Source organism: Brachybacterium nesterenkovii (genome assembly GCF_900163655.1).
In the GTDB taxonomy this organism is placed as follows: domain Bacteria; phylum Actinomycetota; class Actinomycetes; order Actinomycetales; family Dermabacteraceae; genus Brachybacterium; species Brachybacterium nesterenkovii.
Genome location: NZ_FWFG01000108.1, coordinates 1 through 26,810, shown reverse-complemented (window position 1 = coordinate 26,810; position 26,810 = coordinate 1). Strand labels below are relative to the sequence as shown.

Below are 26,810 nucleotides of genomic sequence, written 5' to 3'. Positions count from 1 at the left end.
CGGCCGTCTTCGTCTGTCGGGGGTCTCGTCCAAAGTGGGGCCTTCCCCGACGAAAGGCCTTCCTCATGCCCGACATCTCCCAGACCACCGCGTTCTTCGGTTCACTTGCCGGCCTCCTCGCGCTTCTCGGATCCACTACCCGAGCCCTCCGGAACCGGCGATTCACGTCACTGGAGCACGTTCGCACTGCACTATCTGCGGCGGATGGCTGCGCCGACTCGCCCCTGCGCCGCTCAGAACAATTCCGCCTAGCACGACTCGAAGCGCATGAAGACCTCCGCCCGCTTCTCGAGGCCCGACGACGCGAGTCATTCCTGTTCGGCTCCCTCTCGTACCTGTTCGCTGCACTCGCCGCGTTCGTAGGCGTCACCATCTATCTCACCCCGCCGTGGGGGTGGGCTGAGTGGCCGTACCTCATCCTGATCGTGCTCACAGCCCTGGGGCTGTGCGCCGGTAGCGTCGTCACGTTCGCCAACACGACCATCGTCGAGGACGAGGAGCAACGTCGCTTCGGCGAGCGGTTCCTGAACCCTGATGGTCCTTCACCCTTCGGTGTCGAACCGCAAACACTCGGCAGTCTGGGCAGCATGCAGCCCCGCGCACTGGTCATCGGCGCCAGCCAGGCGCTCCTGACCACCCTGAGCGGCAGCAGCACCGGCTTCCTTGGCATCGGTCTGCTTGCGCCATCCGAACTTCCGACCGGAATCATCGCTGGTGCTGGCACGATGCTCATTGCGCTCCTGCCCCTCCTCGTCCTGAGCGCACGGCACAGGCCCCTTAGCACAGAGACCATCTGGCGCCGGAGCATGCAGAAGTCCGAAGAGCAGCCGGTCAGCGATATCGAGCGAGACGAGCATTCTGCCCAGCTCCGCTCGGGCAGCCCCGAGCCAGGCACCTCCCCCTCCCCTGCCTGACATACCCTGACCCCACCGAGCACCTCGACGAAGCGAGCCTGACCACCGTGTTCAACCACGCCCAGTTCATCTGGAACGCCGCGGACATCCTCCGCAGCACCTACAAGCAGCACCAGTACGGGGATGTGATCCTCCCGTTCACGGTCCTGGCCCGTCTGGATGCGGTGCTCGCGCCAACGAAGGAGGCGGTGGTCCGCGAGCTCGCGGGCTTCGACCGGGACCGGATGCCTCCGGCGGCGATGCTGCGCAAGAAGGCCGGGCACGACTATTCGTTCTTCAACGCCTCGCGCCACGATCTGAAGTCCCTGCAGGGGGATCCGGACAATCTCGAGGAGAACCTGCGCGACTACGTGGGGGCGTTCTCGGAGAACGTGCGGGACATCTTCGAGAAGTACAAGTTCGAGGACGCGATCATCGATCTGGCCCGCAACGACCTGCTGCTGCAGGTGCTGCAGCATTTCGCGAAGGTAGATCTGCATCCGGATGCGGTGAGCAACGAGCAGATGGGCCACATCTTCGAGGAGCTGATCCGCAAGTTCGCGGAGGTCTCCAATGAGACCGCCGGTGAGCACTTCACACCGCGCGAGGTCATCGAGCTGATGGTGACGATCCTGCTCGACGGCGACCCTGACCTGGGCAAGGACCACGTGGTGCGCAGCGTGTACGACCCGACGGCGGGGACGGGCGGGATGCTGTCGGTGGCAGACGACAGGATCCGCTCGTTCAACCGGACGGCGCAGGTGAGCCTGCTGGGCCAGGAGATCAACCCGGCCTCGTACGCGATCTGCAAGGCCGACATGGTGGTCAAGGGCCAGCCGATCGACAACATCGCGCTGGGCAACACGCTCACGCAGCCGGCGTTCCGCGGGCAGTCGTTCCACTACGGGCTGTCGAACCCGCCGTTCGGCGTGGACTGGAAGCAGTTCAAGAAGACGGTGGAGGACGAGCACACGGTCCGCGGTTTCGCGGGCCGTTTCGGTCCGGGCCTGCCGCGGGTATCCGACGGCTCGCTGCTGTTCCTCATGCACCTGATCTCGACACTGCGGGACCCGAAGCCCGAGCAGGCCAACCACACGGCCGGGCGTGGCGCGATCGTGCTGAACGGCTCACCGTTGTTCACCGGCGGTGCGGGCTCGGGCGAGTCGAACATCCGCCGCTGGGTGCTGGAGAACGACTATCTCGAGGCGATCATCGGCCTGCCCACCGACATGTTCTACAACACCGGGATCGCCACGTACGTGTGGATCCTGTCCAAGGACAAGGCCCCGGAGCGGCGCGGGAAGGTGCAGCTGATCGACGCGACCGGCATGTTCGAGAAGATGCGCAAGTCCGTGGGCTCCAAGCGGCGGTACCTGTCGGAGGAGAACATCAAGGAGATCACCCGGCTGTATCACTCCTTCGTGGAGTCGAAGCACTCCAAGATCTTCGCGGCCGAGGACTTCTTCTACCGCACCATCACGGTGGAGCGCCCCCTGCGCCTGAACTACGCGCTGACTCCCGAGCGGATCGAGCGGGCGATGGCCGCGCGGCAGATCGCCAAGCTGAAGGATGCTGACCGCGACGCTCTGCGCCGCGCCCTGGATGCGGCAGCCGACGAAACCGGTGGCGTGATCTCCGCCTGCCGCGAGGCGTTCGCGAAGGACGTGAAGGCCGCACTCGACAGTCACAGCGTGAAGCTCACGCCCGCGGTGCTCAAGGTGGTGATCGCGGAGCTGTCCGAGCACGACGATGACGGCGAGCTGGTGACCGGCAAGGGTGGCAAGCCCGAAGCCGATGCGTCCCTGCGGGACACCGAGAACGTGCCGTGGGGCGAGGACGTCGAGGAGTACCTGCAGCGCGAGGTGATCCGCTTCGTGCCCGACGCCTGGATCGACCACGCCAAGACCAAGGAGGGGGCGGAGATCCCCTTCACCCGGCACTTCTACGAGTACGTCCCGCCGCGCCCACTCGAGGAGATCGACCGCGACCTCGACGAGGTGCTGGGGCGGATCCGGGTGCGACTGGCGGAGGTGAAGGGGTGAGGTTCCCGCTAGTCCCATTGAAATTTGGCGCCACCCTAAACGGAGCCACCCTGCCCGAAACCACAAATCCTGATCACGAAATCCGTTACTGCGAGATCAGCGACATTTCCTACGGCAAGACCATTTCGTGGCCAGAGCCAATAGCGTTCAAGGAAGCGCCGTCACGAGCGCGTCGCGTAGTAAGGCCCGGAGACACACTAGTATCGACGGTTCGCACTTACCTCAAGGCAATCTCGACCGCAGACATCGCGCCCTGCAATGCTGTGGCCTCAACCGGATTCGCAACCTTGACTCCGGCCAACCACCTCGAACCTCGGTTCCTAAAGTACGCAGTCCTGAGCGACAAGTTCGTTTTCGAGGTGTCACGTAGGTCGACGGGGGTTAGCTACCCGGCCATCACCCCTCAGGAGCTCGTAAGGATCCCTATTCATCGGCCCGCAATCGAGGTGCAGCGCACCATAGCCGACTACCTCGACCACGAGACCGCCGAGATCGACGCGCTCATCGCTGATCTTGAACACACTTCCCGTCTCTTCTTTGAGCGCCTTACCGCTCGACGGGACGCGGCGTTCGCGTCCGCACGCGCCAAGCACCCCTTACGCCGTCTGAAGACCGTCGCTTCACTTCGCGGCGGCAACGGGTTCCCTCATGCGGAGCAGGGTCACGTAGATCGCGAGCTCCCGTTCTTCAAGGTCGGCAGTCTCGCTGGCGCTGAGAACGGCGTGCTCCGAAGCAGCGAAAACACGATCGATCACGAGACTGCCTCCCGACTCGGAGCCACGACGTTTGCGCCGGGAACTTGTGTCATGGCCAAAATCGGCGCGGCTCTTCTCCTCGCTCGGACGGCGACTCTCGCGGTTCCCTCATGCATCGACAACAATATGCTCGGCATCACTCCAGTTGGCGATATGGATCCGACGTACCTCCGCTTTGCGCTCGGCTCGATTTCCATCGCTCCTTTCGCCCTCCCTGGTGCCGTCCCCTCACTCGATGTCGGAGCCTTCCGGGACGCCGCCATCCCGGTACCCTCCCTGACCGAACAGCGTGCCATCGTCGAGCGCCTCAACCACGAAACGGTGACATCTGACGATGCTGTTGCCGACCTCACCCGCGCCATCACCCTCGCCAAAGAGCGCCGCGCCGCGCTTATCACGGCCGCTGTCACGGGCCAGATCGACGTCACCGCCACGCACCGTCCCGCGGCAGAGCAGCTCGCGGACGACATCAAGGAGCTGTCATGAGCACGTCCGGCCTGCACCAGGAGCTCGCCTTCCAGGATGAGATCGCCTCCCACCTGGAAGCCAACGGCTGGCTGCGCTCCCACAACTCTGCCGGCTACGACAAGGAGCACGCCCTCTTCCCCGAGGACCTGCTGGGCTGGCTCGCCGAGACCCAGCCGAAGGAGTACGAGAAGATCGTCGCCCCCGGCCTCACCGGCGAGGCACGTTCGAAGGCCGAGGCGCGGATCCTCGACCGCGTCGTCAAAGTCCTCGCCTCCGACGAGGCCCACGGCGGCGGCACCCTGGGCGTGCTGCGCAAGGGCTTCGACATGGTGGGCCTGCGCCACGGCTTCAAGACCATGCAGATGCCCCCCGCGGACGACCGCAACCCCGACCTCACGGCCCGGTACGCCAAGAACCGCCTGCGCGTGATGCAGGAGGTCGTGTACTCCCAGGACAAGGCCGACCGCATCGACCTGGTGCTGTTCTGCAATGGCCTGCCCGTGGCGACTATCGAGCTCAAGACGGACTACACGCAGAGCCTCGAGAAGGGCATCGCCCAGTACCGCACCGACCGCTCCCCCCTCAACGAGCCGCTGCTCACCGAGTTCCGCGGCGCCCTCGTGCACTTCGTCGTCACCGACACCCGCGTCGCGATGACCACCAAGCTCGAGGGCCCCGCCACCACCTTCCTTCCCTTCGACATGGGCCACGACAACGGCGCCGGGAACCCGCCCGGCACCGGCACGTCGTTCTTCTGGAAGGACGTCCTGGACCGCGACTCCTGGCTCGCGATCCTCGCGAAGTTCATCTACGTCAGCCACGAGACCCGCGAGGACCCGCTCACCGGCGCAGTCACCGAGAAGCGCCGCATCCGCTTCCCCCGCTTCCACCAGTGGCGCGCCGTCACCCGCCTCACCGAGGCCGCCCGCACCGAAGGCCCCGGCCACCACTACCTGATCCAGCACTCCGCCGGCTCGGGGAAGACCGACTCCATCGCGTGGACCGCGCACCGCCTGGCCACCCTCCACACGCCCGAGGGCACCAAGGTGTTCGACACCGTCATCGTCATCGCCGACCGGCAGGTGCTCGACCGCCAGCTGCAGGACGCCGTCGACCAGCTCGTCACCACCACCGGCACGTTCCAGGCCGTCACCCGCGGATCCGGCGGCTCCAAGACGAAGGAGCTGACGGAGGCCCTGAAAGCGGGCGTCCCGATCATCGGCGTCACCATCCAGACGTTCCCCTACGTCCTGGAGGCCATGAAGAAGGCGGCCTCCGACGGCGAGGACACCACGATCGCGGGCAAGCGCTTCGCCGTCATCGCCGACGAGGCCCACTCCTCCCAGTCCGGGGAGGCCTCCGCCGCCGTCCGCAAGGTCGTCTACCTCAACGACCCTGCCGCCGGCCTCGACGAGGACGCTGAGCCAGGCGCCGACCAGGACGCCCTGGTCGCGATGGCCGCCAAGGCCGACGCCGACCACCGCATCTCCTTCTTCGCGTTCACCGCCACCCCCAAGGCCAAGACGCTCGAGCAGTTCGGGCGCCCCGGCCCCGACGGCAAGCCCGTCCCCTTCGACCTGTACTCCATGAAGCAGGCGATCGAGGAGGGCTTCATCCTCGACGTCCTGAAGAACTACACGACGTACGAGCGAGCCGCCCGGATCTCCCTGAAAACCGGCGGCGAAGACATCGAAGTCGACACCCGCACGGGCACGAAGGCCTACCTGACGGCGGTGAACCTCCACCCCACGAACATCGACCAGAAGGTCCGCGAGATCATCCGGCACTACCGCGCCGCCGTACAGGGCGAGCTCGGCGGGCGCGCCAAGGCGATGGTCGTCACCGACTCCCGCGCCGCTGCCGTCAAGTACGCCCGGTCCTTCCGCCGCATCTGCGCCGAGGAGAACCTGGACCTCCAGGCCCTCGTCGCCTTCTCCGGGGACGTGCCCGACCCGGAGATCAGCGTCCTGCCCGGTGGCACCGCACCGACCGTCACCGAGGCCAGCGAGAACCCCCAGCTGGACGGACGCGACCTCGCCAAGGTGTTCGCCCGGCCCGACGAGCACGTGCTGATCGTCGCCAACAAGTACCAGACCGGCTTCGACCAGCCGTTGCTGGTGGGGATGTACGTCGACAAGCAGCTCTCGGGCATCGCGGCCGTGCAGACGCTCTCGCGGCTCAACCGCATGGCCCCGGGGAAGACCGACACGTACGTGCTCGACTTCGTGAACGACCCCGAGCAGATCCTCGCCGCCTTCCGCGAGTACTACGAGGACGCCGAGATCACCACCGAGTCCGACCCGGACCTCGTGATGGACCTCCTCGCCAAGCTCGACCAGGCCGGGATCCACGCCCCGCAGGACGTGGACCTGTTCTGGGAGGCGTGGACGCGCAAGGGCGCCCGGCACACCGATCCCGAGCGGCACCTGGCCCCCGCCATCGACCGCTTCGCCGACCGCTGGAAGCACGCGATCCAGACCGAGGACCGCACCGAGCGCGACACCCTCGTCGACTACCGCTCCACGCTCGCCCAGTACATGAAGGCCTACGCCTTCTTCTCCCAGCTGGTCGACTACGGTAACCCGCGCTTCGAGAAGTTCAGCGCCTACGCAGACCTCCTGGCCCGGCGCCTGCGGAGCTTCACGGATGAGGATCCCGAGCCCGACGACGTCGATGTCTCCGACATCGTGCTCACCCACTACCGGCTCGAGAAGATCCGTGAGGACGACCTCAAGCTCGGCGAGGCCGAGCCTGAGGGCCTGACGGGCATGACCGAGGCCGGCATGGCCGCCGCCCGCGAGCGCAAGCGGGAGCGCAAGACCGAGATCATCGACAAGGTCAACCGCTACCTGGGCGGGCTCAACGTGCCCGACGACTACAAGATCAGCGGCGTCGAGAACCTGCTGGCCGAGGTCGTCGCCGACCAGACCATGCAGGCCATCTCCCATTCCAACTCCCGCGTCGACTTCGCGGAGGCTCCCGGGTTCCGGACCGTCGCCGAGAACGCCGTCTGGAGCGTCGAGGAGTCCAGCGGCGCCGTCATCAAGCACATGCGCGAGATGCCGTGGGAGGAGCTGCGGGGGCTGCTGCTGGACATGGGGCTGTACGAGCGGCTGCGGGACGTTGGGTAACGGAAGCCCAGCACCCCGCACCAGACCTCGCCTATACCCCACTGATACGATTCCTGTCCAACAAGCAAAGGTCCGTTCTGCAGGTCCATAGTTGTGAGGGGTAGCTCGTGAGCATCGATGTCGCGGCGGCCCTGCACGACCTCGCGGCGAGCATCTCCCCAGGGGCGCGCATGGGTTCCTGGGTGGTGCGCGTTCCGGGCCAAGAGCCTCGAGAAGTGATGCCCGCGACCCCCGTCGACCGACTCAGCGCACGGAGCTTTCGCCATGCACGTCCGAGCGGCCGCTCAGAACCGCCTCCCCTGCTGATCGGCCGCACCGCCACCGACGCGGTCGTCCGTCGTGCCCAGGCCGGGGAGTTGGACATTCTCACGGTGGATCCGCTCTGTCTCGTGCTCGCTGGCCGCACCCACACGCTTCCCACCCCGCCCTCACGAAGGCCCGAGCGCCCCCGTGGCGGAAAGCCTGCGTGGGTTCGATGGGCCGTCGTGCGCTACCTGCTTCTGAGCGCCGGTCCCGTCCGGCAGCGCACGATCGCGGACGCGCTCGGCACGAGCCAGCAAGCGGTCTCCCAGGCAGCGAAGCGCCTCGGACCTCTCCTCGCATCCGAGGAGCACGGCATGATCGCGAGCAACCGACGTGCTCTGCTCGAGCACTGGCTCACCGATTACCCAGGTCCAGGGGGTCCGGAGTTCGGTTGGTACGGTCTCGACCCCGCCACCGACCAGGTGCGAGCCGCCGTCCGGGAATCGTCCGCGATGGGTGCCGACCCCATCGTCAGCGGTGAGGTCGCGGCGGATCTCATCGCACCCTGGAAACTGCCCGCCCGAGGAAGGATCTACCTGCGCGAGCCCGTTGATCTGGCGGACCAGGGCTTCGCCCCTGCCCCTCTGGTCGAGGCGACCCTCATCGCCTGCGTGCCACGGGATCCGACCCTGTGGAACCTCGTCGACCTCCACTCCGAGAGCCGCTCGCTGCCCACGGTGGATCCACTGATCGTGCTGTGGGATCTACACCGCAGCGGGGATGCCGACAGCCGCGCCGCCGCCGAGAAGGTGGCCGAGCTCGTGATCGGGCCGGCTCGATGAGCGACGTGATGCGGCTCGAGACGCGGGCACTCAGCAACGCCGATGCGCTGGGCTACCTGGGGCAGTCGGCCATCGCGGAGGCGGCCGGGGCGCACCACCGGTATCTGATCATCGGCGGGCACATGGTGCGCCTGCATCTCCTCGCGCACCCGACGCCCCAGGCCGTCCCGCGGTCGACGCTCGATGCCGACACAGCGGTGCCCGACGTCGAGGTCGTCGGAGCCCTCATGGCCGATCTCATCAACCAAGGCTTCACCCCGGTCAAGGGAAACGTCCTGATCAAGAAGGTGGACGCCGACCGCGAGATCGAGATCAACGTGCTGCTGCCTCGCGCCGACCACACACAGGGGATTCGCGCTCAGGACGTACCGGAGGTCGGGCAGGTCGACACCCTGTCCGAGCTGACCTTTGCCCTGGCCGGCCCAGCGGTGGAGCTGGAGATGATCGTGCACATGCAGGACGAGAGGGTGCTCCGATACCGGACCCGCATCCCGAGCCTGGAGGCGGCCGTGGTCCTGAAAGCACACAGCTGGAAGGCGCGGGGACGTCGGAGCGAGCGCGATCTTGCGGACCTCCACACCCTGTTCGAGATCCGCGAGGCGCATCCCGACATCCCGTGGCGTCTTTCCGAGGCGCCTTTGCGCGGCCGCCGCAGGGATTGCGCCGTGATCCTCCACGACCTTGCGGAACGGATGGGCCGCTCCAGCAGCGTGATGCCCGTCCCCACCCATCTGAGCAGGCCCCGCATGGCGGCTCTCATCCGGAAGCACATCGCGCGCCCCTGACAGCTCGACACGAGCGGGGCACCATCACCCCTACCTCCCGGGGCATGTTCCGATCCTCCTCCAGATGGATCGGGACTGAGCCCAGGATGCTTCGACTCGGCAACGGCCCAGGCCCGACCGAGGGACGCCTCACCGCCGCCCACCAGCCGCCACGGCGAAGCGCCCCTGCACCTCACCCCGCGAACCGCTTCCCGTGGAACGCCCCGCCACCGGCCGCGGCGCTCGCCCCGGTCTGGTCCAGGTACGGCGTGAGCCCGCCGCGGTGGCGCGGGAACCCGGCGCCGAGGATCATCGCGAGGTCGATCTGCTCGGGCCGCTCCACCACGCCCTCCTCGAGCATCAGGCGCGACTCCTCGGCGAGCCCTCGCATCACCCGGTCCAGCAGCTCCTGGCCCACCGGCGCCTCAGCTCCATCACGCTCGACTCCGCCGTCGCGTGCCGTGCCAAAAGCGTCTTCGACCTCGGGCGTCACCTGAGGATGCACCTGGCCGCCCACCCGCTCGGTGAAGCGCGCGGAGCGCTCGACCATCGTCGCGAGCCCCGGCGAGACGGGGAAGCGCTCGGTGCCGAGCTCCTCGGCCAGCACCTTTCCCACATGGTCGGCGACGGCCGTCCCGACCAGGTCCAGCAGCGCCAGGGGCCGCATCGGCATGCCCATCGGGTCGAGCGAGGCGTCGACGGCGGCGGGGTCGGCGCCGGCGTCCATCGAGGCCAGCACCTCGGAGAGCACGCGGAACAGCAGGCGGTTGACGATGAACCCGGGGGCGTCGGCGCTCTCGACGGCGAACTTCCGGCAGCGCCGCACCACCTCGCGGCCGGTCGCGAGCGTCGCCTCGTCGGTGGCGTCGGTGTGGATCACCTCCACCAGCGGCATCTTGGCGACGGGGTTGAAGAAGTGCAGGCCGACCACGCGCTCGGGGTGCTCGAGCCCCTCGGCCATCGCCGCCACCGACAGCGAGGACGTGTTGGTGACCAGCAGGGCCTCGGGGGCGAGCACTCCCTCGAGCTCGCGGAACACGGACTGCTTGACCTTCAGGATCTCCGGCACGGCCTCGAGCACCAGGTCGCAGTCGGCGAGGTCAGCCACGTCCGCGGTGGCCGAGAGGAGGCGCGCGGCAGCGCTGGCATCGGCCTCGCTCAGCACGCCCTTCTGCGCGGCCTGGGCGATCACGTCCCGGGCGCTCGCGAGACCGCGCTGGGCGATGGCCTCGTCGAGGTCGCGCAGCACGACGGGGACGCGCAGGCCCAGCACCAGCTGGGCGGCGATCTGCGAGGCCATGAGCCCGGCCCCGGCGACGCCGACCTTCCGCAGCTCGCGGGCACCCTCGACCGCGCTGCGGCCGGGCTTGCCGCGGCGCAGCAGCTCAGCCGCATACATGGACCCGGCCGCGCCGTCGGAGGCGACGAGCTCCTCGAGCCCCGTGCGCTCCCGGGCGAGCGCCTGCGTCAGGTCCGATCCGGGCAGGACCTCCAGCAGCTCGACCACCCGGGCGAGCGACGGGGCGCCGACCTCGCGCATCCGCTCCGCCCACGCCCGACGGGACTCGACGGGCGAGTGCGGGGCGTCGAGCGCGGCGAGCAGCTCGCGCGCCACGTCGGAGTCGGCGGCGGGGATCGCTGCGCGCCGACCGGCCCAGACGCGATGCGCGGCGGCCGCGTCGCTCCCGGCGGCCGCGCTGTCGTCCCTCGTCTCCCCCGCGGCCTCGGTGGCGGCACCACCCGCACCGGCCCGCTCCCGCACGATGTCGGCGAAGTCGTCGAGCGCGGCGTCGAGGTCGCCGGCGAGCGCGTCGACCAGCCCGATCTCCTGCGCGGCCTCGGCGCTCAGCTGCCTATCGCGCGCGGGGTCCTCGAGGATCATCCGCACGGCGTTCTCGCCGCCGACGACGCCGGCCAGCAGCGTGGTGCCGCCCCAGCCGGGCAGGATCCCCAGCGCCGTCTCGGGCAGGCCGATGCCGCGGACGCCCGGCGCGGCGGTGCGGACATCGGCCATCAGCGCGACCTCGAGGCCGCCGCCGAGGGCCGCCCCGTTCAGATGCGCGAGGATCGGCACACCGGCACTGCGCACGCGGACCTGCAGGTCATGGGCGCGCTCGGTCATCGGCCCGACGGCCTCGGGCGCGGCGGGGTCGGCGAACATCGCCAGATCCGCACCGGCGAGGAACACCCGGTCGGTGCCGGTCAGGGCGATCACGCGGATCTCCCCGCGCGCGGCCCGCTCGAGCGCAGTGTCGATCGCGGAGGCGACGGCCTCGAGCGACTGCGGGCCCAGCGTCGCGGGGCGGCTGCTGCCCTCGGCGGGGGCGAAGGTCACCACGGCGACGGTGCCGAGCTCGGAGTGCTCGCGGTCGGTCGAGTCCACGCGGGTCACATGCTCGGTGTAGGTGCTGGTCATCAGGGGGTTCCTCTCGTCGTCGGGGGCGGTCACACGAACGCGCCGGTCCCGGTGATGCGCCGCCCCACGATGAGCGACTGCATCGTCTCGGTGCCCTCGTAGGTGTGGAGGGCCTCGAGGTCGGCCATGTGGCGGATCACGTGGTTCTCGAGCAGGATCCCGTTGCCACCCAGGAGGTCGCGCGCGTCGGCGGCGATGATCCGCGCGGTCCGTGTGTTGTGGACCTTGGCGAGCGACGCCTGCTCGGGCTCGAGGCGCCCGGCCGCTTCGAGGTCGGCGATGCGCCGGCAGTACAGCGCCATCGCCGTCAGCCCCTGGAGCATCGAGGCCAGGCGCACCTGCACGTGCTGGGACTTCGCGAGCGGCCGCCCGAACTGGACACGGGTGCGGGCGTGCTCGAGGGCGGCCTCGTAGCAGGCGATCGCGTGCCCCAGGGCGCCCCAGGCCACGCCGGCGCGGGTCGCGAACAGCACTGCGGAGGTGTCGCGGAAGGACCGGGCCCCGGGCAGGCGGGCGTCGAGCGGGACGCGGACGTCGTCCAGGCGGATGTGCGCCTGGTGGATCGCGCGCAGCGACACCTTGCCGCCGATCACCTCGGCCTCGTAGCCGGGCAGGTGCTGCTCGACGAGGAAGCCGGAGACCTGGCCGTGCAGGGCCGGGTCGGACTCGTCGTCGACGCGGGCCCAGACCACGCTCACGTGCCCGCCGGCGCCGTTGCCGATCCACCGCTTCTGCCCGCGGATCACCCAGGCCTCGCCGTCGCGGCGGGCGGCGGTCTCGAGCGAGACCGAATCGGAGCCGTGGTCGGGCTCGGTCAGGGCGAAGGCGCCGAACTCGGCCCCGGTCACGAGCGGCTGGATCCAGCGGTCCTTCTGGGCGTCCGAGCCGTGCAGGACGATCGACCGCAGCGCGAGCCCGCCCTGGACGCCGATCATCGTGCCCACCGAGCCGTCGAGGCGGCTGGCCTCCATGTTGACCAGGCCCGCGCCGAGCGGGGAGAGTCGCCGGTGCCCGGGGATGTCGAGCCCGTCGACCAGCAGATCGAGCTCGCCGAGGCGGCCGATGAGGTCAGTCGGGTACTCCGCGCGGTCCCAGCAGTCGGTCAGGCGCGGGAGCACCTCCGGGGCGATGCCGCGGATCGCGCGCCAGGCCTCGAGGTCATCGCCGCTGACGTCGGCGAACAGCCCGAACAGGTCGGTCGCGCCGTCGAGGAGCGCGCCGGGCTCGGACGCGCCCGGGAGCAGGCCGGGTGCGAGCGGCATCGTCTCCACGCTGGTCGGGTCCGTCATCGTCCGCTCCTCACCATCGTTCACCGCACACCCTTCGCTCTCGCCGACCGCTCGCTCCGCCGCGCCGGTCACCGCTCGCTCCGCCGCGCCGTTCACTGCTCGCTCCGCCGCGCCGGTCACCGCTCGCTCCGCCGCGCCGTTCACTGCTCGCTCCGCTCGACGATCAGCGCCATGCCCTGGCCGCCGCCGATGCACAGCGTCGCGAGCCCCCGCCGCTCGCCGCGGGTCTCCAGGCCGTTCAGCAGGGTGGTGATCATGCGGGCGCCGGTCGATCCCCACGGGTGTCCGAGCGCGATCGCGCCGCCGTGCACGTTGAGCTTGTCCTCGGGGATGTCGAGGTCCTCGGCGCTGGGGATCACCTGCGCGGCGAAGGCCTCGTTGAGCTCGACCAGGTCGATGTCCTCCATCGTCAGCCCGGCGCGGCGCAGGGCCCGGCGGCTCGCCTGGACGGGGCCCAGGCCCATGATCTCGGGGCTCAGCGCGCTCACGCCGGTGGCGACGATGCGCGCGAGCGGGGTGATGCCGAGGTCCCGGGCGCGGTCCTCCGACATGATCACGAGCGCCGCCGCCCCGTCGGACAGGGGGCAGCAGTTGCCCGCGGTCACGGTTCCGTGCTCGCGGAAGGCGGGCTGCAGGGCCGCGACCGCGTCCTCGGTGACGCCGGGTCGCGGGGAGTCGTCGGCGGCGACGACGGTGCCATCGGGCAGGGTCACGGGGCAGATCTCGCGGGCGAAGAACCCGCTGGCTACGGCCTCCTCGGCGCGGTTCTGGGACCGGACGGCGTACTCGTCCTGGGCGGCGCGGGAGACGTGGCGCAGCTCGGCGACGTTCTCGGCCGTCTGACCCATCTCGATGTAGGCGTCGGGCACCTCCCCGTCCTCGCGGGGGTCGTGCCAGGGCGTGCGCTCCTCCTCGCGGGCGCGCCGCGCGGTGCGCTCCCCCGCCTGCGCGAAGTAGGGGTTGCGGGCCTCATCGGGCAGGAGCTTGCCGGACAGGTGGCTGAGGGACTCGACGCCCGCGGAGATGATCACATCGGCCTCGCCGGAGCGGATCGCGTGGAAGGCGGCGCGCGTGGTCTCCAGGCTCGAGGCGCAGAAGCGGGTGACGGTCGCGGCGGGCACGGCGTCCAGGCCCAGGCGCAGCGCGACGGTGCGGGCGAGGTTGCCGCCCTGGTAGCCCTCGGGGAGGGCGCAGCCCAGCTGCAGGTCGTCGATGTCCCGCACGTCGAGCTGGGGGACCTGGTCGAGGGCGGCCCGGATGGTCTGGGCAGCGAGCTCGTCCGGGCGCAGGGACGCGAGGGATCCCTTGCGGGCGCGGCCGATGGGCGAGCGGGTGGCGGCGACGATGACGGCCTCGGGCAACTCTGCCTCCTGGGGTCGCGAGCCGGGGGCGGCTCGGGGCGCGGCAATGCGCGATGTATGCGGTACTCCCGGTGTCTGCTACCGCGAGTCCTAGTAATCGCGTTCCATTGTGACCTACGCGACGCTGTCCGTCCAGAGGGCGGGGCGGATGGAGGCCAGTCGGATGGACGCCGAAGCACATGGAGGCCAGGGCAGATGGAGGGCGGGGCGGATGGAGGGCGGGGCGGACAGAGCCCGCGACGCTCACCTCAGTCCTCGAGCTGGGCGCGGCGGGCCCGCAGCTCCCGCTGCGCGCCATGGAGCACGGACCCCTCGAAGGGCAGGTCGTCGAGGCGGACCACACCTGCCGCATCGAGCGCCAGACGGTTCGCGCTGAGTGCGGCACGCTCCGGGAGCCCGATCGCGTCGGCGAGCGCCGCCCAATGCCGGGCGCGGATCCGCGTCGTGCGGCCGTCGACGGGCAGCGCCATCGTCATGTCCCGGTAGACCGCAGTGCAGGCGACGTCGTAGACGGGCGCGACGGACCAGCGCCCGTCCGGGGCCTGGAGGATCGACAGGTTCTTGGCGTGCAGATCCCCGTTGCCGACCAGCCAGGCGAACACGAGCTGCAGGTATAGGTTCCGCGCGGCGATCTTCGGCGCATGCGCCGCGGAGACGAGCGCGAGCACGGCGGCCTCGCTGCCGACGGCGTACTTCGCGGCGGGGAGGATGCCCATCACCTGCGCCGCATCCTCGAGAGCCAGGCGCTCGATGTCGCCGCCGGGACCGATCACGCGGTCGAAGCGGTCGACGAGCAGCCCCTGCACGCCGATGCCGTCGCGGACGAGGGAGTGCTCGGCGACGGGGATGCGGAGCCGTCGGGCAGCCGCGAGATGCGCGGCCTCGTTGACCACCAGATGCGGATAGCCGGCCGGGTCGACCTTGAGGATCGCCCGCGACCGCGCCAGCGCGACAGGAACGGTGAGCATCGTCGCCGACGCCTTGGCCTGCACGCCCGGGATCCCGTGCCGGTCCGGCGCATCGGTCAGGGCGCCGAAGTCCGCTCCCCGGAGGTCGTCGGGGACGAGGGGCGGCGTCTCGAGGGGCACCTCGCCCGCCGGAACGACCTGCGCATCCCCCGGCACATCGGAGCCGACGGCGAGCAGCAGCGACAGCTCATCATCGGGCGACGTCTTGACGGCGCGCCGCAGCGCCGTGAGCCGGTGCCCCTCGGGGAGCAGGCCCGCGAAGAACGGCGGGAGACCGGCGCCTGTCGCCTCGTCGGCCGGAGTGCCGACGGGGAGGGTGGTCGCGATCGGCGGCCCGTCGTAGGGACTGCGATAGCGGAAGACGACCTCCCCGCGCGCGCCGCGCTCCAGCATCCCTGCGAGATGCCCGGCCTTCCAGACGTCCGCGCGCTGGACGAAGCGGAGCCCCTCGAGCGCATGAGGAGTCACGCCGTGACCTCGAGGCCGAGGCCCAGCGCGTCGAGCACGGCGACGACGGTCCCGATGCTGGGGCTCCCCGCGCCGCGCTCGATGTCGCGCAGCGTCCGGTCCGAGCATCCGGCGAGCTCGGCCAGCTGCGTCTGCGTCAGCTGAGCCGCACGGCGCTCGTCACGGACGGCCGCGCCGAGGGTCTGCAGCGGGCTGTCGGCAGCGATCATGGCGGAAGGATCCTTCCGATACGGGGACGATGGCACCCAGCATGGCACGCGCAGTCCCGAAACGGAAACATTCTGCCGAAAGCACACAGGCAACCCCGCACTCACGCGCGCCACCCCTGCATTCGGAAGGATCCTTCCGAAAGCTATACGCTCACGCCACGGGAGCCCACGGCGACTCCCCCGCACCCCCGCCCTCAGTCGACCCGGTCGCCCCAGTTCTTCTGGAAGACGCGCCGCCGCTCCGCCTGCTCGACCGGGTCGGGCACGGGCAGGGAGGCGATCAGGCGCCGCGTGTAGTCATGGGTCGGACGGTGCAGCACGTCGGGCCCGTGCCCGGACTCCACGAGCTCGCCGCGGTACAGCACGCCGATCCGGTGGGCCAGGGAGTCGACCACCGCGAGGTCGTGGCTGATGAACAGCGCCGCGAAGCCCAGCTCGGCCTGGAGCTGGCGGAACAGCTCGAGCACGGTGGCCTGCACGGACACGTCCAGCGCGCTCGTGGGCTCGTCGGCGATCAGCAGCGTCGGGTTCAGCACGAGCGCCCGGGCGAGCGATACGCGCTGGCGCTGACCGCCGGAGAGCTCGTGCGGGAAGCGCCGCGCGTAGTCGCCGGGCAGCTCGACGGACTCGAGCAGCGAGCGCACGCGGGCGGTGCGGTCGCGCGCGGACATGCCGCGCTCGTGCACGACGAGCGGCTCGGCGATGCACTCCTCGATCGTCAGGTGCGGGTTGAAGCTCGTGGCGGGGTCCTGGAACACGAAGCCGATCTCGCGCCGCACGGGCTTGAACGCGCGCTCGGAGATGCCGATCATCTCGTGGCCGAGCACGCGCAGGCTGCCGGAGGTGGCCTTCTCGAGCCCGGCGATGGTGCGCCCGATCGTGGTCTTGCCGGAGCCGGACTCGCCCACGAGGCCGTACACCTCGCCCTGACGGATCATGAGGTCGACGCCGTGGACGGCCCGGAACGCGGGGCGCCCCAGCCGGCCGGGGTACTCGATGACCAGGTCCTTCGCGACGACGACGGGCTCGGCCGCCTCGATCGCCTCCTGCTCGGCCGTCGACAGCGCCGTCCACGCGGAGTCGCCTCCCAGGTGGGGCACCGCTCCCAGGAGCTTCCTCGTGTACTCCTCGCGCGGGTGCGCGAACAGCTCGCGCACGTCGGCGCGCTCGATGATCCGCCCGGCGTACATGACGGCCACCTCGTCGGCGAGGTCGGCGACCACGCCCATGTTGTGGGTGATGACGATGATCGAGGTCCCGAAGCGGTCGCGCACGTCGCGCAGCAGCTCGAGGATCTCGGCCTGCACGGTCACGTCGAGCGCGGTCGTGGGCTCGTCGGCGACGATCAGCTCGGCCCCCAGCGACAGCGCCATTGCGATCATGATGCGCTGCTTCTGGCCGCCGGAGAACTCGTCCGGGAAGCGGTCGATGCGCTCCTCCGGGTCGGGGATCCCGACGGCCCGGAGGGACTCGACGGCCTTGGCCCGGATCTGCTTGCGGGTGATCTTCGGGTCGTGCGCCCGCAGGCCCTCCCCCATCTGCCACCAGATCGGGAACACGGGGTTCAGGGCGCTCGAGGGCTCCTGGAACACCATCGACACGTCCTCGCCGCGCACCGCCCGCAGGCGTGCGCCGGACAGGCCGACGACATCGGTCCCCGAGACGAGCACGGCCCCGCTCTGCGTCGCCGTCTCCGGGAGGAGGCCGAGGATCGAGCGCGCCGTCACGGACTTGCCCGATCCGGACTCGCCGACGATCGCGAGGATGCGGCCGGGGTCCACGTCGAGGCTCACGCCGTCGACGGCGCGGACGTCCCCGCCGTCGGTCGCGAAGGTGATGCCGAGGTCGCGGATCGACAGGCGGGCCGCGGAGGCGTCCGCCTCGGGGCGGGCGCCGGCCTCGAGGCGGGCACCGTCGACGGCGGACCGGGTGCCGTCGGCGGCGTACCGGGTGCCGTCCGCGCCCCCGGACGGGGTGCTGTGGGGTGCGGCGGCGCTCATGCGCGGGCCTCCTTCGCGGCGGGCGACGACGCGGCAGCGGTCGCGGACGTCGCAGCAGTCGCGGCGGTCACCGAGCCGGAGCGGCGGCGGGCCGGGCGCCGGGTCCGCAGGCGCGGGTCGTTGAGATCGTTGATGGACTCGCCCACGAGGGTCACGCCCAGCACGGACAGGACGATCGCCAGGCCGGGGAACAGGCCGGTCCACCAGATGCCCGAGGTCGCGTCCGACATCGCCCGGTTGAGGTCGTAGCCCCACTCGGCGGCGCTGGTGGGCTCGATGCCGAAGCCCAGGAAGCCGAGGGCGGCGAGCGTGAGGATCGCCTCCGAGGAGTTCAGCGTGAAGATCAGCGGCAGGGTGCGGGTCGCATTGCGCAGCAGGTGCGTGCCCATGATGCGCCCGTGCCCGGTGCCCACGACCTTCGCGGCCTCGACGAACGGCTCTGCCTTCAGCCGCACCACCTCGGCGCGGATCACGCGGAAGTACTGCGGGACGAACACGACGGTGATCGAGATCGCCGCGGCGAGGATGCCGCCCCAGGCGCTCGACTGGCCGCCCGAGATCACGATCGACATGACGATCGCCAGCAGCAGCGAGGGGAACGCGTACACGGCGTCGGCCAGCATCACGAGGATCCGGTCCAGCCAGCCGCCCACGTAGCCGGAGACGAGCCCCAGCAGCACGCCGATGAACAGGGAGGCGACGACGGCACAGGCCATCACGGCCACGGCCGTGCGGGTGCCCCAGATGACGCGGGAGAGCACGTCGAAGCCGGAGACGGTGGTGCCCAGCAGGTGCCCGGGCGAGCCGAGGGGCAGCTGGGTGCCGAAGTCCTGCCCGTCGGCGCTCGTCGCGGAGAACGAGTACGGCGCGATGATCGGCGCGAGCAGGGCGGTCAGCAGCAGCGCCGCGGTCAGCGCGAGGCCGACCACGAGCATGGCGCGCTGCAGGCCGACGCTGCGGCGCAGGTGGGAGACGAGGGGCAGGCGGGCGAACCAGGGGGCCTGCGCGTCCTGGGCGACGAGGGCGCCCTCGGCCTCCAGCTCCATGTCCTGGGCCAGGCTCTCCTCGCCGGGCGGGAGGGGGTTCGAGACGGTCATGTCCGGCGCTCCTCTCAGTACCGCACGCGCGGGTCGATGAGGGCCGCGATGACGTCGACGATGAAGTTGGAGACCGCGACGATCACCGCGAGCATCATGACGATGCCCTGCACGGCCACGTAGTCGCGGGCCTGCATGTACTGCGCGAGCATGTAGCCCAGGCCCTTCCACTCGAAGGTGGTCTCCGTCAGCACGGCACCGCCGAGCATCATCGCGATCTGCATGCCCATCACGGTGACGATCGGGATCAGCGCGGGACGCAGCGCGTGCCGGGTGGCCAGGCGCACCTCGCTCACGCCGCGCGAGCGGGCCGAGTCGACGTAGGGCATCTCGAGGGTGCCGATGAGGTTGGTGCGCACCAGGCGCAGGAAGATCCCGCCGGTGAGCAGGCCCAGCGCCACCGCGGGCAGCACCGCGTGGGTGAGGACGTCGACGATCAGTCCCCCGTCGCCCAACCGGATCGCGTCCAGCAGGTAGGAGGGCGACGGGTTGGTGATCCGTCCCATCGTCAGCTCGCCGCGGCTCGAGATGCGCCCGGCGACCGGGAGCCAGCCCAGCTGCACGGAGAACACGAGCTTGAGCAGCAGGCCCACGAAGAACACGGGCGTCGCGTAGCCGAGGATCGCCCCGACGCGCAGGACGGCGTCGGGCCAGCGGTCGCGGAAGCGGGCGGCGACCATGCCCAGCGGGACGCCGACCACGAGGGCGACAATCACGGAGTACACGACGAGCTCCGCCGTGGCCGCGCCGTACGTCGCCAGCACCGTCGCCACCGGCGTGTTGTCGGTGTACGTGGTTCCGAAGTCCCCGCGCAGCACGCTGCCGAGGTAGTCGAGGTACTGGACGAGCAGGGGCCGGTCGTAGCCGGCGGCGGCCCGGCGCTCGGCCAGCTGGTCGGGCGTGAGGCGCCCGCCGAGGGCCGCCGTGATCGGGTCGCCCGTGATGCGCATCAGGAAGAACACGACGGTCATGAGGATCCAGACCGTGGGGATGATCAGCGCGAAGCGCACCAGGATGTAGCGGCCGAGGCCCCCGCCCGCGCGTCGCCCGCGACGGGCGGTGGGAGCGGTGGGGGCCTCGGCGGTGGTCGTCGGACTGCTCACTTGCTCAGCGGCCCGTACCGGAACTTGAACGACGAGTCGAGCTCGACGCCCTGGAGATCCTTCACCGACACGGCGATCTGCGAGCCCTGGAGCAGCGGGAGGGTCGAGACGTCCTCGGAGACGAGGTCCTGGATCTGGCCGAACAGGGCCTCGCGGGCCGCGGCGTCGTCCGTCGAGCGCTGCTGCGTGATGAGCTGGTCCACCTGCTCGTTCGCGTAGTGGTTGACCAGGAAGTTGTCGATCATGAAGAACGGCGACAGGTAGGTATCGGCGTCCGAGTAGTCCGGGAACCAGCCCAGCTGGTAGGCCGGGTAGACGTCCGCGACGCGGTCCTTGGAGTACTGGACCCACTCGGTGGACTGCAGGTCCACCTCGAACAGGCCGTCCTTCTCGAGCTGGGCCTTGACGGCCGCGTACTCGTCGCCCGAGGACTCCCCGTAGTGATCGGGGTTGTACTGCAGCGAGAGCTTGACCGGGGTGGGCACGCCCGCCGCCTCGAGGCGGCCCTTGGCCTTGGCGGCGTCGGGGCCGCCGGCGCCGTCGCCGTAGTTCGTCTTGAACTGGGACCCGGCGCCCGGGAGGCCGTCGGGGATGTACCCGAACAGCGGGGTGAAGGTGTCCTTGTAGACGTCCTTGGCGATCGCGGCGCGGTCGATGAGGTCCGCGGCGGCCTGGCGCACGGCCTTCGCCTTGGCGGGATCGGCCTCGGCGGTCTTGGCGCCGAAGGGCATCGTGTCGAAGTTGAAGACGATGTAGCGGATCTCGCCGCCGGGGCCGTCGTGGACGGTGACCTTGGAGTCCTTCTTCAGCGAGTCGATGTCCGTGGCCGACAGCGAGCGGTAGACGACGTCGACATTGCCCTGCTGCACGTCGAGCTTCATGTTGTTCGCGTCGGCGTAGTAGGTGGTCGAGACGCTCGTGGCCTTCGGGGCGCCGTAGAGGCCCTTGTAGCCGTCGAACGCCTCGTAGGCCACGAGCTCGTTGAGCTTGAACGACGTGATCGTGTACGGGCCGCAGAAGGCCTTGGCCTTGACGATGTCGGCATCGGCCAGGAGCTTGTCGGCCGGGAACGAGGCGGCCTCGACGATCGGGCCCGCGGGGCTCGACAGGACGTAGGGGAACGTCTGGTCCTTGGGCTCCTTGAGGTGGAACACGACCGTCTTGTCGTCGACGGCCTCGACCGAGTCGAGGTTCGCGAGCAGGCTCGAGGGGCCGTTGGGGTCGGCGATCGCGAGCTGGCGGTCGAAGCTGTGCTTGACGTCCTTCGAGGTCAGCGGGTTGCCGTTGGCGAAGGTGAGCCCGTCCTTGAGGACGACCGTGTAGTCGGTGTCGCCGGTGAACTCGGCGGACTCGGCGAGGTCCGGCTTCGGCATGCCGTCGGTCGAGCCGATCTCGATGTTCAGCAGATACCCGTAGCACTGGGTCCAGACCATGGACGAGCCGTTGTCGTACGCGCCCGCCGGGTCGAGGGCCGTGACCTTGTCGGTGGTGCCCGCGGTGATGCCGTCGGCGGAGCCGCCGCCTCCGTCGGAGCCGCCTCCCTCGGTCTTGGCGCAGGCGGTCAGGAGCACGGGGACTCCGGCCATGGCGAGCAGGACGCTGCGGCGGCGGGGATGGAGGACGGCGTCGAACATGGGAACCCTCCGGGGGGTCGGTGCGCGGGAGGCGCGAGAGGAGGCAGAGCGGGATTGCCGGGAAGGTAGCACCGTTCGACCCGCCTGCATGCGATGCCCGCTTGTCCCGAGACGACCGATACGAGATCGTGACCTGGGACACGGGCCGACGATGCCGGACGCGCGGCTCGCGCACGGCCGGTCGGCACCTACGCTCGAGGCATGGTCACCGCGGATCTTCCGAGCAGCCCCGTCCCCACCGGGCCCGCCGATGCCCCCGGCACCGCGGCGGCTCTGGCCGCCGAGCGCCTCGACTACCGGGCGGGAACCCTCGACGACGGCCTCCTGACCGGTGCGGCCACCGGCGGCGAGGTCGATCCGCTCCCGCTGCTGGGCCGCTGGCTCGACGACGCCTTCGCCCGCCGCGACTCCCACGGCGACGTCCCCGAGCCCAGTGCCGTCGTGCTCTCGACGGTCGAGCTGAGCGACGCTGCGGAACCGGCCGCACCCCCGCGCCCCCGCTCCCGCACCGTCCTGCTCAAGGGCTTCGACGAGGCCGGCTTCGTGGTCTACACGAACCAGGAGTCCGACAAGGGCCGTCAGCTCGCGGCCGTCCCCTGGGCGTCGCTGCTGCTCGCACACCTGCCGCTGCAGCGCCAGGTGCGTATCGACGGGCGCGTGGAGCACGTGGCGGACGCCGAGGCCGACGCCTACTGGGCATCCCGCCCGCGGGCATCCCAGCTGGGATCGGCGGCCTCGGAGCAGTCGCGGCCGATCGCCTCCCGGGCCGCGCTCGAGGAGCAGCTGGCCCGCGCGGCGGCCGAGCACGAGGGCACCGAAGTGCCGCGGCCGCCGCACTGGGGCGGGTACCGCGTGGTGCCCGATCGCATCGAGTTCTGGCAGGGGCGGCCCGGGCGCGTCCACGACCGGATCGTGTTCACCCGCGACGACGCGGGCGGGCCCTGGGCGGCGCAGCGCCTGCAGCCCTGAGCAGGGGTCGAGCACGGCGGCGGAGCAGGGGCGGGATGATGCGGGGCGCCGCGGAATCATCCCGGGGTCTGACTCCGTCGCGCCGCCGGTCCGATGCCCGGGGCGCCCCGCACGACGGAGAGTGGAGCCATCACCGAGAGGGACGCTCCACAGGCACCGCACAGGCCGCCGACGGGAGCACCCACAGGCACCCGAAGGAGAGTCGTCGCCATGACCGCCACCGTCCCCGCCCTCACCGCCGCTCCTGTCACCGTCGAGGCCGGCCCGGCGCCGATCGTCTACCGTCCGCTGCACGAGGCGTGGGGCGACGCCGATGCTCTCGCCGAGCTGCGGGCCCTGCGCGCTCAGCGCACCGCCGCCCACGATCAGCGCCTGGCCCAGATCGAGGCCGCCGACGCCCGGGCCCGCGCCCGCCGTCGCGCGGACGCCGAGGATCGTCGTCGTCGCCGCCATGACGGTCGCCGTCAGGGCCGCGGCGGCCTGTGGGGCCTGCTGCCGGCCTGATCCGCCGATCGACGCCAGCCGCTCATCTCCGCTCACTGCCAGAACTGGTAGTCATACGTGTAGACGGGCACTCCAGGACGGGTGTGTGCACGAATGGCTACCAGTTCTGTCAGGCCGAGGAAGTCGCCGCGGGCCCCGCCGCTCAGTGCAGCGACGACTCCAGAGCCCTCAGGGCAGCGGCGCCGCGCTGCTGCGGGCGCAGGCGCCGGCGCATCCGCGCCGCGGCGGAGCGCAGGAGGAACGGCCGCCGGGTCCGCAGCAGCACGACGATCTTCATGAGCGCGCGTTCTCCGTCGCCGTGGAGCGGCCGATGCTCGGAGGCATGACGCGGAGCAGCGGTGCGATAGCCGCGAGAGGCGGGACGGCCTGCGCCGGGCAGGGGTTGGGGTTCGGTGTCGTGCTGGATGTCATGGGGATCCGATCACCGCGGGGATGGGTGCTCCCTGAATAGACCTCGCAGGTCACGGGCGGGTGAACGGGCGATGGCGCAGGGCCGAGCGCCGGAGGGCGGAGCGGAGCGGCAGGGGCGAGGCGGGCGACTGCCCCCACCGCCGCGCGGCCTGGAAGGATCGGCCCATGGCTCCGACCTACTTCCTCGACGTGCCCACCATCGCGGACGCCGCGGCGATCGCTCGCGTCCACGTGGAGGGCTGGCGCTTCGCGTACGCAGGCCGGGTGCCGTCGGAGCACCTCGGCGAAGGCGCCATCGCCCGCCGCACTGAGAGGTGGGAAGGCACCCTCGCCGAGCTCGATCCGGCACGGCTCGCCGCCTCATATCGTGTGGCACGCGACGCCCAGGGCGTCGTGGTCGGCTTCTGCGTCGTCGCGGCTGCACGAGACGAGAACTCACCGGCCGAGCTCGAGATCTGGTCGCTGTACGTCCGGACCGAGCTGCACGGCTCCGGTGCCGCCCGTGCCCTGGTCGAGGACCTGCTGGATGGCCGTCCCGCATACCTGTGGGTCGCCGACCCGAACCCTCGCGCCCAGGCCTTCTACGCCAAGCTCGGCTTCAGCGCCGACGGCGCCGTCATGCTCGATCCGGACCTCGACGGCCTCCGGGAGATCCGCATGGTCCGGACTGCCGCACCTGCCGACGTGCCCCGCGCCTGACCCGTCCGACGCCGCGAGCAACGGCCACAAGGCGGACGGGCAGGGCCCGGCAGCGTCACAGGGCCCACGGTCGCCGCTGACGCGGGCAGGCCCGGGGGCCGCCGTCTGAAGGCACGGCTCCTATCCCGCACGCCCCGCAGCCCTCACCCTCGCATCGTCTTGTAGAGCGCGAGCGCGAGGCCCGTGCGGTCGCGCTGGTCGAGCTTGCGCAGCAGCGAGGACACGTGGTTCTTGACGGTGCCCTCGGCGAGCACCAGGACCGAGGCGATCTCGGCGTTGGTGCGGCCGTCGGCGACCAGCTCGGCCACGAGGCGCTCGGTGCGCGTGAGGACGGCCAAGGGGTCGGCGGCGGCCGCTCCCCCGCCGGCGGGGTCCCGGGACAGGGCGATGCGCGCGACCCGCGGGTCGATCACCATGCCGCCCGCGGCGACGGCCCGCAGCGCATCGGCCAGGGCGTCCGTCGAGGTGTCCTTCAGCAGGAAGCCCGAGGCCCCGGCCCCCAGGGCCCCGCGGACCACGGCCTCGTCGTCGAAGGTGGTGAGCATGAGGACGGGCAGGTCGGGCCAGCGCTCGCGGCAGGCGGCGGTGAGCTCCATCCCGTCCATGCCGGGCATCCGGGCGTCGGTCAGGAGCACATCGACACCGTCGCGCTCGCGGCCCAGGACGGCGAGCGCCTCGGTGCCGTCGGCGGCCTGGCCGACGACGTCGATCCCGTCGGCGGTGGACAGCAGCATCGCCAGGCCGCGGCGCAGCAGCTGCTGGTCGTCGACGAGGAGCACGCGCAGGGGTGCGGCGGCAGCGGCATCAGCGATCACGGTTCACCTCGGGCGGGCTCGGAGGGGGCAGCGACAGGCACGCGCACGGTCAGCACGACGTCATCATCCACCCGCCGGGCTGACGCCGAGCCGCCGAGCGCCGCCGCCCTCCCGGCGAGCCCGCGTAGCCCGAAGCCGCGGGGCAGCGGGCCGACGGGCGTGCTGTCCCGGGCGGCCGCGTCGAGATCGCTGGTCATCGTCACGGTCACGCCGCCCGCGCCACTCGTCCCGGCGCATGCCCGCGCGTCGACGTCGATCGCGACGTGCCGGGCGCGGCCGTGGCGCAGGGCGTTCGTGAGGCCCTCCTGCACGGTGCGGTAGAGCAGCAGCGAGGCGTCCTCCTCGAGCTCGACCGACGCCGCGTCGCCGTGCCGGGCGACCGTGACGTCCAGCCCCGTCCCCCGGAACGACTCGGCGATCGCGTCGAAGGCGGCGAGCCCGGTGGCGTCGGCATCCCGGACGGGACTCAGCGCCCGCACCCACGTGCGCATCTGATCCATCGCCTCCGTCGCCGTGCCGCGCGCCGTCCCGACCTCCGCCCAGGCGGTCTCCGGGTCGCGCTCGCGCATCCGCTCGGCGAACTCGAGGCTCATCGCGATGAGGGTCAGGCGGTGACCCAGCCCGTCGTGCAGGTCGCGAGCCGCACGGGTGCGCTCATCGGCAAGGACCAGCTCCTTCTCGGTGTCGGCCGCGCGGCGCAGGCGCTCCATCGCCTGTTCGAGCCGGCCCACCGCCTCATCGCGCTCGGCCAGCAGGCGCCGATCGGTCTCGCCCCGCTCCTCGTGGGAGCGCCACAGGAGGCCGAGCGCGAAGCCGAAGCCCTCGAGGGACCCGACCCCGAACAGCGAGGTCGCCACCTGGTAGGCGCCCGCCCCCGTGGCGATCAGGAGGATGGGCGGGACCAGCGCCATCACGGCCCACCCGATGGCGCCGGCACGACGGGAGACGTCGAGGACCAGGAGCGCGAGCGCGAGGATCAGGACGGGGAACACGAGCCCGAGGGTCCCGTAGAGCGTCAGCGGAACGGCGAGGACCAGCACCACGACGGCGAGCGCGACGCGCAGGCGGCGCGATCGGGTGCGGGCTCGGACGGCCCAGCAGCCCGCGATGACGACCCAGCCGCCCACGAGGATCGCCGTGAAGATCCGTGCGGCCCGAGCGCCCTCGGCCCCGGGGTCCGGGATGTACATGGCGGCCTCGGCCGCGACGAACCCGAGGCAGATCAGGGCGAGAACCTGCAGCAGCGGCATCATGCGCTCGGTCACGGGGCGCAGGGCCGAGCGCGGCGCGACGACGGCCTGCGCGGATGCCCGGACGTCCGAGGATGCGCTGGTCGACGGGGCCTCCCCGGCCGGTGGGGCGGCGGCGGCCGGAGGCGATCCGACAGCGTCGCCGGACGGGGTGGCTGTGCTCATCCGCCGAGCGTATCCGCGCAGGTCATGCCCCGTCCCATGACCACGGTCGCGGGTCAGGCGGACTCGGGTCATGCCAGCGCATGACCCGAGTCCACGAGACTCCTCGCAGGTCGTGACGCCAGGCCGATGGATCGGTCGCGCAGCCTCCATAGCGTCGTCGTCATGAACACCGCTACCCCCACCCCGTCCACCGTCCCCTTCGATCTGGGCTCCGAATCCGTGCACCGCGCGACCGGCGGCATCGACGACCCCGCGGCCACGGTCACGACCGCCGGCGCACCCGGCACCCCGGCGACCGCCGCGCCCTCCCCCGC

General features: G+C 71.0%; 21 protein-coding genes. 9 read left to right on the top strand and 12 right to left on the bottom strand.

From position 1 onward, the window contains the following. Window positions 1-65 precede the first annotated feature (65 nt). The 6 genes from FM110_RS12465 (at window position 66) to FM110_RS12440 (ending at window position 9,159) form a co-directional block, all read left to right on the top strand. Entirely contained in the window at window positions 66-914 is an 849-nt protein-coding gene (locus tag FM110_RS12465) for a hypothetical protein (RefSeq protein ID WP_087105077.1), read from the top strand. Between the two features lie 47 nt (window positions 915-961). After that, a complete protein-coding gene (locus FM110_RS12460; RefSeq protein WP_087105076.1) occupies window positions 962-2,935 on the top strand; it encodes a type I restriction-modification system subunit M in 1,974 nt (657 codons plus the stop codon). 263 nt (window positions 2,936-3,198) lie between these two features. Then, window positions 3,199-4,176, top strand: a complete 978-nt coding sequence (locus FM110_RS12455; protein WP_143276394.1) for a restriction endonuclease subunit S domain-containing protein — start codon at window positions 3,199-3,201, stop codon at window positions 4,174-4,176. Beyond that, the gene (locus tag FM110_RS12450) at window positions 4,173-7,289 is read left to right on the top strand and encodes a type I restriction endonuclease subunit R (RefSeq protein WP_087105074.1); all 3,117 of its coding nucleotides are present in this window, start codon (window positions 4,173-4,175) and stop codon (window positions 7,287-7,289) included. Before FM110_RS12455 ends, FM110_RS12450 begins: the two co-directional genes overlap by 4 nt. 617 nt (window positions 7,290-7,906) lie before the next feature. After that, window positions 7,907-8,374 (top strand): hypothetical protein, encoded by a 468-nt coding sequence (locus tag FM110_RS12445; protein WP_143276393.1) that lies wholly within the window; start codon window positions 7,907-7,909, stop codon window positions 8,372-8,374. Between the two features lie 122 nt (window positions 8,375-8,496). Then, window positions 8,497-9,159 (top strand): nucleotidyl transferase AbiEii/AbiGii toxin family protein, encoded by a 663-nt coding sequence (locus FM110_RS12440; RefSeq protein WP_143276392.1) that lies wholly within the window; start codon window positions 8,497-8,499, stop codon window positions 9,157-9,159. Window positions 9,160-9,331: 172 nt separating this feature from the next. Here FM110_RS12440 and FM110_RS12435 read toward each other — a convergent pair whose 3' ends face one another. From FM110_RS12435 to FM110_RS12395, 9 genes are all read right to left on the bottom strand, one after another. After that, entirely contained in the window at window positions 9,332-11,554 is a 2,223-nt protein-coding gene (locus FM110_RS12435; protein WP_087105071.1) for a 3-hydroxyacyl-CoA dehydrogenase NAD-binding domain-containing protein, read from the bottom strand. Window positions 11,555-11,583: 29 nt separating this feature from the next. Continuing rightward, the gene (locus tag FM110_RS12430; protein WP_087105070.1) at window positions 11,584-12,843 is read right to left on the bottom strand and encodes an acyl-CoA dehydrogenase family protein; all 1,260 of its coding nucleotides are present in this window, start codon (window positions 12,841-12,843) and stop codon (window positions 11,584-11,586) included. Window positions 12,844-12,983: 140 nt separating this feature from the next. Further along, on the bottom strand, window positions 12,984-14,204 hold the full coding sequence (locus FM110_RS12425; protein ID WP_087105069.1) for an acetyl-CoA C-acetyltransferase: 1,221 nt from the start codon (window positions 14,202-14,204) through the stop codon (window positions 12,984-12,986). A gap of 248 nt (window positions 14,205-14,452) precedes the next feature. After that, window positions 14,453-15,640 carry a type II toxin-antitoxin system HipA family toxin gene (locus FM110_RS12420; protein WP_200810248.1) on the bottom strand — a complete coding sequence of 396 codons (1,188 nt, stop codon included), beginning with the start codon at window positions 15,638-15,640 and terminating at the stop codon, window positions 14,453-14,455. Next, on the bottom strand, window positions 15,637-15,849 hold the full coding sequence (locus FM110_RS12415) for a helix-turn-helix domain-containing protein (protein ID WP_087105067.1): 213 nt from the start codon (window positions 15,847-15,849) through the stop codon (window positions 15,637-15,639). The genes FM110_RS12420 and FM110_RS12415 overlap by 4 nt, the downstream gene beginning before the upstream one ends. A 194-nt stretch (window positions 15,850-16,043) precedes the next feature. Further along, a complete protein-coding gene (locus FM110_RS12410) occupies window positions 16,044-17,849 on the bottom strand; it encodes a dipeptide ABC transporter ATP-binding protein (protein WP_087105066.1) in 1,806 nt (601 codons plus the stop codon). After that, entirely contained in the window at window positions 17,846-18,895 is a 1,050-nt protein-coding gene (locus FM110_RS12405) for an ABC transporter permease (protein ID WP_234992455.1), read from the bottom strand. Before FM110_RS12405 ends, FM110_RS12410 begins: the two co-directional genes overlap by 4 nt. Window positions 18,896-18,960: 65 nt before the next feature. Further along, entirely contained in the window at window positions 18,961-20,049 is a 1,089-nt protein-coding gene (locus tag FM110_RS12400) for an ABC transporter permease (RefSeq protein ID WP_087105064.1), read from the bottom strand. Then, entirely contained in the window at window positions 20,046-21,683 is a 1,638-nt protein-coding gene (locus FM110_RS12395; RefSeq protein ID WP_087105063.1) for an ABC transporter substrate-binding protein, read from the bottom strand. Before FM110_RS12395 ends, FM110_RS12400 begins: the two co-directional genes overlap by 4 nt. Window positions 21,684-21,884: 201 nt before the next feature. Between FM110_RS12395 and pdxH the strand changes: the two genes are divergently transcribed. Further along, window positions 21,885-22,652 carry a pyridoxamine 5'-phosphate oxidase gene (gene pdxH / locus FM110_RS12390; RefSeq protein WP_087105062.1) on the top strand — a complete coding sequence of 256 codons (768 nt, stop codon included), beginning with the start codon at window positions 21,885-21,887 and terminating at the stop codon, window positions 22,650-22,652. 210 nt (window positions 22,653-22,862) lie between these two features. Then, complete coding sequence (locus FM110_RS12385) at window positions 22,863-23,156, top strand: hypothetical protein (protein ID WP_087105061.1); 294 nt, start codon at window positions 22,863-22,865, stop codon at window positions 23,154-23,156. 142 nt (window positions 23,157-23,298) lie between these two features. Here the strand turns inward: FM110_RS12385 and FM110_RS14785 are convergent, their stop codons facing one another. Next, complete coding sequence (locus FM110_RS14785) at window positions 23,299-23,433, bottom strand: hypothetical protein (RefSeq protein WP_268802204.1); 135 nt, start codon at window positions 23,431-23,433, stop codon at window positions 23,299-23,301. Window positions 23,434-23,732: 299 nt separating this feature from the next. Between FM110_RS14785 and FM110_RS12380 the strand changes: the two genes are divergently transcribed. Then, window positions 23,733-24,266, top strand: coding sequence for a GNAT family N-acetyltransferase (locus tag FM110_RS12380; protein WP_087105060.1), 534 nt, complete (start codon window positions 23,733-23,735; stop codon window positions 24,264-24,266). Window positions 24,267-24,409: 143 nt separating this feature from the next. On the opposite strand, the gene FM110_RS12375 is transcribed toward FM110_RS12380, so the two are convergent. Next, on the bottom strand, window positions 24,410-25,081 hold the full coding sequence (locus FM110_RS12375; protein ID WP_234992453.1) for a response regulator transcription factor: 672 nt from the start codon (window positions 25,079-25,081) through the stop codon (window positions 24,410-24,412). Further along, a complete protein-coding gene (locus tag FM110_RS12370; protein WP_159458084.1) occupies window positions 25,078-26,496 on the bottom strand; it encodes a sensor histidine kinase in 1,419 nt (472 codons plus the stop codon). Before FM110_RS12370 ends, FM110_RS12375 begins: the two co-directional genes overlap by 4 nt. Window positions 26,497-26,810 lie beyond the last annotated feature (314 nt).